The sequence below is a fragment of the Actinotalea sp. C106 genome, assembly GCF_023630195.1.
Lineage (GTDB): Bacteria > Actinomycetota > Actinomycetes > Actinomycetales > Cellulomonadaceae > Actinotalea.
This window is the reverse complement of record NZ_JALPKN010000160.1, coordinates 1-7266: the sequence shown is the minus strand read 5'-3', so window position 1 is coordinate 7266 and position 7266 is coordinate 1. Positions and strand designations below refer to the sequence as shown.

The window sequence follows — 7266 nt, the reverse complement described above, 5'->3', positions numbered from 1 at the left end:
TGGCGGACCTCGAGCAGCCCGGCTCGTGCGCCGCGGTGCGGGCCGAGGCCAGGAGTGCGCTGCTCGACCGCCGTCTGGCCTGATCGGCTTTCGCCCGGCCTGCAACGGTCCTGCAACCCTCGCGGACCTAGCGTCGCGCTCGTGGCGCGCCGCAACGGTGCGGCGCCCCTGGGTGCACGACCTGCGCCCAGCCCACCCGCATGGAGGTCACCGATGACCGTGTACGCCGCGCCGGGCACCACCGGCAGCCCCGCGAGCTTCCGCGAGCGCTACGACCACTGGATCGGTGGCGAGTACGTCGCCCCGGAGTCGGGCCGCTACTTCGAGAACCCGACGCCCGTCACCGGCAAGACCTTCGCCGAGGTCGCCCGGGGGGACGGGGCGGACATCGAGCGTGCCCTGGACGCCGCGCACGGGGCCGCGCGCACCTGGGGCAAGACCACCGCCACCGAGCGGGCCGTGATCCTCAACAAGATCGCGGACCGGATGGAGGCCAACCTCGAGCAGCTCGCCATCGCGGAGAGCTGGGAGAACGGCAAGCCTGTCCGGGAGACCATCGGCGCCGACCTGCCCCTCGCGATCGACCACTTCCGCTACTTCGCGGGGGCGATCCGCGCGCAGGAGGGCTCCATCTCGGAGATCGACGGCGACACGATCGCCTACCACTTCCACGAGCCGCTGGGCGTCGTCGGGCAGATCATCCCGTGGAACTTCCCGCTGCTCATGGCGGTGTGGAAGCTCGCGCCGGCGCTCGCGGCCGGCAACTGCGTGGTGCTCAAGCCCGCCGAGCAGACCCCCGTCTCGATCCTGGTGCTCATGGAGCTGCTCGCGGACATCCTGCCGCCGGGGGTGCTCAACGTGGTGAACGGGTTCGGCGTCGAGGCGGGCAAGCCCCTGGCCTCGAGCCCGCGGATCCGCAAGATCGCCTTCACGGGGGAGACCACCACCGGGCGGCTGATCATGCAGTACGCGAGCCAGAACATCATCCCGGTCACGCTCGAGCTGGGGGGCAAGTCCCCGAACCTCTTCTTCGAGGACGTGGCCCGCACCCGGGACGACTACTACGACAAGGCCCTCGAGGGCTTCGTCATGTTCGCCTTCAACCAGGGCGAGGTCTGCACGTGCCCGTCCCGGGCGCTCATCCAGGAGTCGATCTACGACCAGTTCCTGGGCGACGCGATCGCCCGGACCGAGGCCATCCGCCCCGGCAACCCGCTGGACACCGAGACCATGATCGGCGCCCAGGCCTCCAACGACCAGCTAGAGAAGATCCTGTCCTACATCGACATCGGCAAGGAGGAGGGAGCCAAGGTGCTGACCGGGGGAGCCCGGGCGCACCTGGACGGCGATCTGGCCGGCGGCTACTACGTCCAGCCGACGATCTTCGAGGGCAAGAACTCGATGCGGATCTTCCAGGAGGAGATCTTCGGCCCGGTGGTGGCCGTCACGAGCTTCACCGACTACGCCGACGCGATCTCGACGGCCAACGACACCCTCTACGGCCTCGGTGCCGGCGTCTGGTCGCGCGAGGCGACGATCGCCTACCGCGCAGGCCGGGACATCCAGGCCGGCCGGGTGTGGACCAACTGCTACCACGCGTACCCGGCCGCGGCGGCCTTCGGCGGGTACAAGGGATCGGGGGTCGGGCGCGAGAACCACCGCATGATGCTCGACCACTACCAGCAGACCAAGAACCTGCTCGTCTCGTACTCGGGCGAGAAGCTCGGGTTCTTCTGAGCCGTCCGGCGAACCCGTCGACCTTGGAGGTGCTGTGACCACCGCGATCCCCGAACGGGTCGCGCTGACCGGAGCTGCCGCGGCGATGCTGCGGCAGCTCCGGGACCAGCACGGCGAGCTCATGGTCCATCAGTCCGGAGGGTGCTGCGACGGGTCCTCCCCGATGTGCTACCCCGACGGCGATCTCATCCTCGGTGATGCCGACGTCCACCTCGGTGACCTGCGGGTCGAGGCCGACGACGACGGCGAGGGGGAGGGCTTCGTCGTGCCGATGTGGATGAGCCGGGCCCAGTTCGAGTACTGGCGTCACACCCACCTGACCGTCGACCTGGTGCCGGGCCGAGGGGCGGGGTTCTCCCTCGAGGCCCCCGAGGGGGTGCGGTTCCTGCTGCGGTCCCGGCTGCTCAGCGAGGACGAGGACGCTGCTCTGAACCCGGTCGTGGGGTGAGGTCCGGACTCACGTGGTCCGCACCGCTCAGCCCGTCGGCCCCGCTCAGCCCGTCCGCACCGCGATGACGTCGCGCACGGCGTGACCCAGGTCGATGCCGCGCTGCTCGAACTTGGTGACCGGTCGGTGGGCCGGCCGCGGGGCGTAGCCGTCGTGCAGGTTGGTCAGGCCGGGGTCTGCCTCGACGACGGCCAGCATCTGCTCGGCGTAGTGCTCCCAGTCGGTCGCGCAGTGCAGGGTGCCGCCGGGCCGCAGCCGGGCGCGCAAGAGCTCGACGTGCCGGGCCTGGACGATTCGGCGCTTGTGGTGGCGGTTCTTGGGCCACGGGTCGGGGAAGTAGATGTGCACCGCGTCCAGGGACCCCTCGGGGACGTGGGCCTTGACCAGGGCGAGGGCGTCGCCGTGGGCGATCCGGACGTTGGTGAGCCCCGCCTCGGTGATGCGCTGCACGGCCCCCGCGATCCCCGGGACGTGGGCCTCGACGGCGAGGTAGTCGCGGTCGGGGTCGGCCGCAGCCATCTGGGCGACCCCCTCGCCCATCCCCGAGCCGATCTCCAGGACCAGGGGTGCGGCACGTCCGTAGAGGGCCACGGTGTCCAGGTGCCCCTCGGCGGTCAGCGGGGGAGTGCCGTTGTCGGGGTTGTGCACCGAGAACCCCACCGCCGGCCAGTGGTCGGTCAGGGCCTCGCGCTGGGCCCGGCTCAGGGGCACGCGCCGCGGGTGGAAGGTGCGGATGTTCTGGTGGGCACGCCCGGGCAGCTGGTCGAAGGAGTCGGGCAGCTGGTCGTCGGCGAGGGGCACGAGGTGAATTCTCGCGCATCCGGGGGAAGGGCGGCGCCGCGCGGATGAGCTTTCCGATAGCGTTCCTCGGCTGCCTGGGCATCGGGGCCCGCAGCCCCTCCCGCCCCGCTATCGAAGGACACCCATGCGCACGTTCACCCGTCCGGCCGCCGTCGGCGCCGCCGCCCTCCTGCTCGTCGGCCTCTCGGGCTGCTCGGCCATCTTCGGCGCGGGCGAGCCCGAGCGTGATGCCGAGACCGGCGAGATCACCGAGGCGAGCGACGCCGACGTCTTCGCCATCCGGGTGGGGGACTGCCTCGAGTCCGCCGAGATGGGCACCGAGGTCAGCTCGCTGCCGACGGTGCCCTGCGACCAGCCCCACGACAGCGAAGCCTACGCGTCGACGATGCTCGACGACGGCGAGTTCCCCGGTCTTGACGAGGTCGGGACGGTGGCGAACGACTACTGCCTCGAGGAGTTCGCGACCTTCGTCGGCACCGACTACTACGACTCCGAGCTCGAGATGAGCACGCTGTCCCCGTCCGAGGACACCTGGACGACCCTCGACGACCGTGAGGTCCTGTGCCTGGTGCTCGACATGGAGGGTGGCGTCACGGGCTCGCTGAAGGGCGCCCAGCGCTGACCCTGCACCGCCCCGCTCGACCTGATCGACCACGGCGCCCCGGGCTTCCACGGCCGGGGCGCCGTCGTCATGCCGGCAGTCGGCGCGCGAGCCATGCCGTGACCGCGTCGGCGTAGGCCTGACGGGCAGGCTCGGCGGAGAGGATCAGGTCGTGCACCCCGTCGGTCACCTGGACCACGGTGACGTCGGGCCCCAGGCCGGGGGCTCGCGCGATGATCTGGTCGACGTCGAGCACGCTGTCGGTGCGGTCCAGCGAGTCGTGCCACCGGTCGTGCGGGCCGCTCGCGCTCGAGGCGCACACGAGCACCGGCACGTCGATCACGAGCCCGCGGGCCACGGCGCGGTGCCCGCGTCGGATCGAGCGCATCCACCCGGCCCGGACCCCGAACCCGTCGTGCGGCTTCCAGGCGAGGTCGTAGTCCCACCGGCCCCCTGTGCCGACATGCAGGTGCCGGCCGTAGTGCGGCGCCAGCTGCCCGACCACCAGGCGCGGGGCGAGGCCGCCGACCACCTCAAGGGCCGCCGTCGTGACCACCCGGTCGAACCGCGACCGGTTGAGGTCGAACCACGGGCTGTTGAGCACCAGGGCGTCCACCACGGGGCCCTGCGGCCGGTCCCGGCGGGCGTGGGCCCACAGGCTCAGCACCAGGCCCCCCGTCGAGTGCCCGTGACCGACGACGACCTCGTGGCCCTCGGCCCGCACGACGGCCACCGCGCGGTCGAGCTCCTCGGCGTGCAGGGCGATGTCCGTCACCGCGTTGGGCTGCTGGTGCGGCAGCATCGACCGACCGTGGTTGCGCAGGTCGAGGGCGTAGAAGTCGAACCCTGCGCCCTCCCACACCTCGGCGAGGTGCCGCTGGAAGAAGTAGTCGACGTATCCGTGCACGTAGAGGACGGCCCGACGACGCCTCGGCTCGCCCTCGGTGCGCACCCGGCGGACGAGGGTCGTGACCGCCTCGCCCTGGTCGTCGGGGAGCAGCGGGACGGTCAGCGCCTCCCACCCCTCGCCGAGGACGTCGGGGTGCCAGGCGGAGGCCTGGCCGGTCGGCACCCCGCCTGCCATCGCGCCCGGGCTCACCGCAGCTCGCCCGGCCCGTCGTCGACCGGGCCGTAGGAGGTCGCCTGGTCGTTGGCGATGCCCTCCGCCTCGGTGCGGTTCGCGGCCTGGCGCCGGCGTCGGCGCGCGCTGAGCACGACGACCAGCACCAGGCCGATCACGAGCAGCAGGGCGAGGCCGATCGCGGGGACCAGCAGCCACCAGGCCAGGCCGCTGCCCTCGCCGTCGCCCTGGCCGGTCACGTCCGCGACGAGGTCCTCGACCTGGCCGGCGAGGCTCTCGTCGGCGATGGCGGACCCGCGGGCGTTGAGCTCGGTGCGCTCGCCGGGGACCGGGGTCCACACGACGGTGGTGCCCTCGAGCTCGCCGTCGTGCTCGGTGACCTCCCCGGGGAAGGTCACGGCCATCCGCACCTGGGGCTCGACGTCGAGCCCGGGCACCCCCTCGGCGCCGGTGTCGGTCAGGTCCAGCACGCCGGTGACGACGAACTCGTCGCCGTCGCGGGTGATCTGCAGGTCCTCGTCTCCGGCGAGCTCGCTGAGGCTCTCGCCCTCGAAGGCCAGCGTCGAGCCGACGTACTCGCCGTCGTCGTAGGGCTCGCTGGTCGCGTTCTCGGGGGCGCCCTCGCCGAGCAGCTCCTCCTGGACGCCCTCGGAGAGGGTCGCGCCGTCCTCGCCCAGCGTCTCGGCGAGGTCGGAGGAGACGGCGAAGACGAGGGAGCCGTCGATGGTGTCGTCCGGCTGGAGCTGCAGGTCGAGGTCGACCTTGACGCATCCGGTCAGGACTGCGGCGAGGAGCAGGGTCACGGTCGTGGCGCCCAGCAGGCGACGGGTTCGCATGGCTCAGAACTCTAGGCCGCGACCCTGGGCTCCGGCATGTCCGGAGGCGTGCGGTCGGCGACGACGTCGAGGTGACGGGCCGCGGATCGGGTCGCTCGCCAGAGTTGAGTGGAATAGACTCAACTCTGAGCTCGTTGCCCGGTCAGACGACCGACACCCTGCACGGAGGCGCACGCACCATGGACTCCAAGTTCACGACCAAGGCCCAGGAGGCCCTCGCCGGCGCGATCCAGTCGGCCTCGAACAACCCCCAGATCGAGCCGATCCACCTGCTCGGTGCCCTGCTCCAGCAGAGCGGTGGTGTGGCGGTCGGCCTGCTCGACGCGGTGGGGGCCGACCGTGCCGCCCTGGCCCGACGCGTCGAGGCCGTCCGCACCGCCCTGCCCGCGGTGAGCGGCGAGGCCGTGGGCCAGCCCACCTCCTCCCGGTCCCTCAACGCCACCCTCGCCGCCGCTCAGACCGAGGCCCAGGCCCTCGGCGACGAGTACATCTCGGCCGAGCACCTGCTGCTCGGCCTCGCCGCGGGCAGCTCGTCCGCCGCAGACGCGCTCACGTCCGCCGGCGCCACGCGCCAGGCCCTCCTCGACGCCCTGCCCACCGTGCGCGGCACCGCCCGGGTCACCAGCCCGGACCCCGAGGGCACCTACAAGGCCCTGGAGAAGTACGGGGTCGACCTCACCGCCGCCGCCGCCGACGGTCGCCTCGACCCGGTGATCGGCCGCGACGGGGAGATCCGCCGTGTGGTCCAGGTGCTCTCGCGCCGCACCAAGAACAACCCCGTGCTCATCGGCGAGCCCGGCGTCGGCAAGACGGCCGTGGTCGAGGGCCTCGCCCAGCGCATCGTGGCCGGGGACGTCCCCGAGTCCCTGCGCGGCAAGCGGCTGATCTCCCTCGACCTCGCCTCGATGGTCGCGGGGGCCAAGTTCCGCGGCGAGTTCGAGGAGCGCCTCAAGGCCGTCCTCGACGAGATCAAGGCCTCCGACGGCGAGGTCGTCACCTTCATCGACGAGCTGCACACGGTGGTCGGCGCCGGGGCGGCCGAGGGCAGCATGGACGCCGGCAACATGCTCAAGCCCATGCTGGCCCGCGGCGAGCTGCGCCTCATCGGGGCCACCACCCTCGACGAGTTCCGCGAGCGCATCGAGAAGGACCCGGCCCTCGAACGCCGTTTCCAGCAGGTCTACGTGGGCGAGCCCAGCGTCGAGGACACCGTCGCGATCCTGCGCGGGCTCAAGGAGCGCTACCAGGCCCACCACAAGGTCGGGATCTCCGACGGAGCCCTGGTCGCCGCGGCGACCCTGTCCGACCGCTACATCACCGCCCGCCAGCTGCCCGACAAGGCCATCGACCTGATCGACGAGGCGGCCTCGCGGCTGCGCATGGAGCTCGACTCCTCGCCGGTCGAGATCGACGAGCTCCGCCGCGCCGTCGACCGCCTCTCCATGGAGGAGCTGCACCTGTCCGAGGCCGACGACGACGCCTCGCGGGACCGCCTCGAGAAGCTGAGGGCCGAGCTCGCCGACCGCCGCGAGGACCTCGCCGCCCTCACCGCCCGGTGGGAGCGCGAGAAGGCCGGGCAGAACCGCCTCGGTGACCTGCGCGTGCGGCTCGACGAGCTGCGGGTCGTGGCCGAGCGGCACCAGCGCGAGGGCGACCTCGCGGGGGCCTCCCGGCTCCTCTACGGGGAGATCCCCGCCGTCGAGAAGGAGATCGCCGCGGCCGAGGCCGCCGAGCTCGACCACGGCGGGGCGGGCCACGGCGC

Annotated in this window: 7 protein-coding genes; 4 read left to right on the top strand and 3 right to left on the bottom strand. The window is 72.4% G+C overall.

Annotation, left to right across the window (positions count from 1 at the left end; genetic code table 11):
- Positions 1-213: 213 nt before the first annotated feature.
- Both L0B03_RS11450 and L0B03_RS11445 read left to right on the top strand, forming a co-directional pair.
- A complete protein-coding gene (locus L0B03_RS11450) occupies positions 214-1737 on the top strand; it encodes an aldehyde dehydrogenase family protein (protein ID WP_250445916.1) in 1524 nt (507 codons plus the stop codon).
- An 85-nt stretch (positions 1738-1822) separates the two neighbouring features.
- Complete coding sequence (locus tag L0B03_RS11445) at positions 1823-2185, top strand: DUF779 domain-containing protein (protein ID WP_250445917.1); 363 nt, start codon at positions 1823-1825, stop codon at positions 2183-2185.
- Positions 2186-2230: 45 nt separating this feature from the next.
- On the opposite strand, the gene trmB is transcribed toward L0B03_RS11445, so the two are convergent.
- Positions 2231-2986: a tRNA (guanosine(46)-N7)-methyltransferase TrmB gene (trmB, locus tag L0B03_RS11440; RefSeq protein WP_250445915.1), complete on the bottom strand. Its 756-nt coding sequence runs from the start codon at positions 2984-2986 to the stop codon at positions 2231-2233.
- Between the two features lie 124 nt (positions 2987-3110).
- Between trmB and L0B03_RS11435 the strand changes: the two genes are divergently transcribed.
- On the top strand, positions 3111-3608 hold the full coding sequence (locus L0B03_RS11435) for a septum formation family protein (RefSeq protein ID WP_250445914.1): 498 nt from the start codon (positions 3111-3113) through the stop codon (positions 3606-3608).
- A gap of 67 nt (positions 3609-3675) precedes the next feature.
- Here L0B03_RS11435 and L0B03_RS11430 read toward each other — a convergent pair whose 3' ends face one another.
- A complete protein-coding gene (locus tag L0B03_RS11430; RefSeq protein ID WP_250445913.1) occupies positions 3676-4686 on the bottom strand; it encodes an alpha/beta hydrolase in 1011 nt (336 codons plus the stop codon).
- Positions 4683-5504: a hypothetical protein gene (locus L0B03_RS11425; RefSeq protein ID WP_250445912.1), complete on the bottom strand. Its 822-nt coding sequence runs from the start codon at positions 5502-5504 to the stop codon at positions 4683-4685. Before L0B03_RS11425 ends, L0B03_RS11430 begins: the two co-directional genes overlap by 4 nt.
- A 179-nt stretch (positions 5505-5683) precedes the next feature.
- On the opposite strand from L0B03_RS11425, the gene L0B03_RS11420 reads away from it, so the two are divergent.
- Positions 5684-7266: Clp protease N-terminal domain-containing protein (locus tag L0B03_RS11420; RefSeq protein WP_250445911.1), on the top strand; the 1583-nt coding region annotated here is incomplete at its 3' end.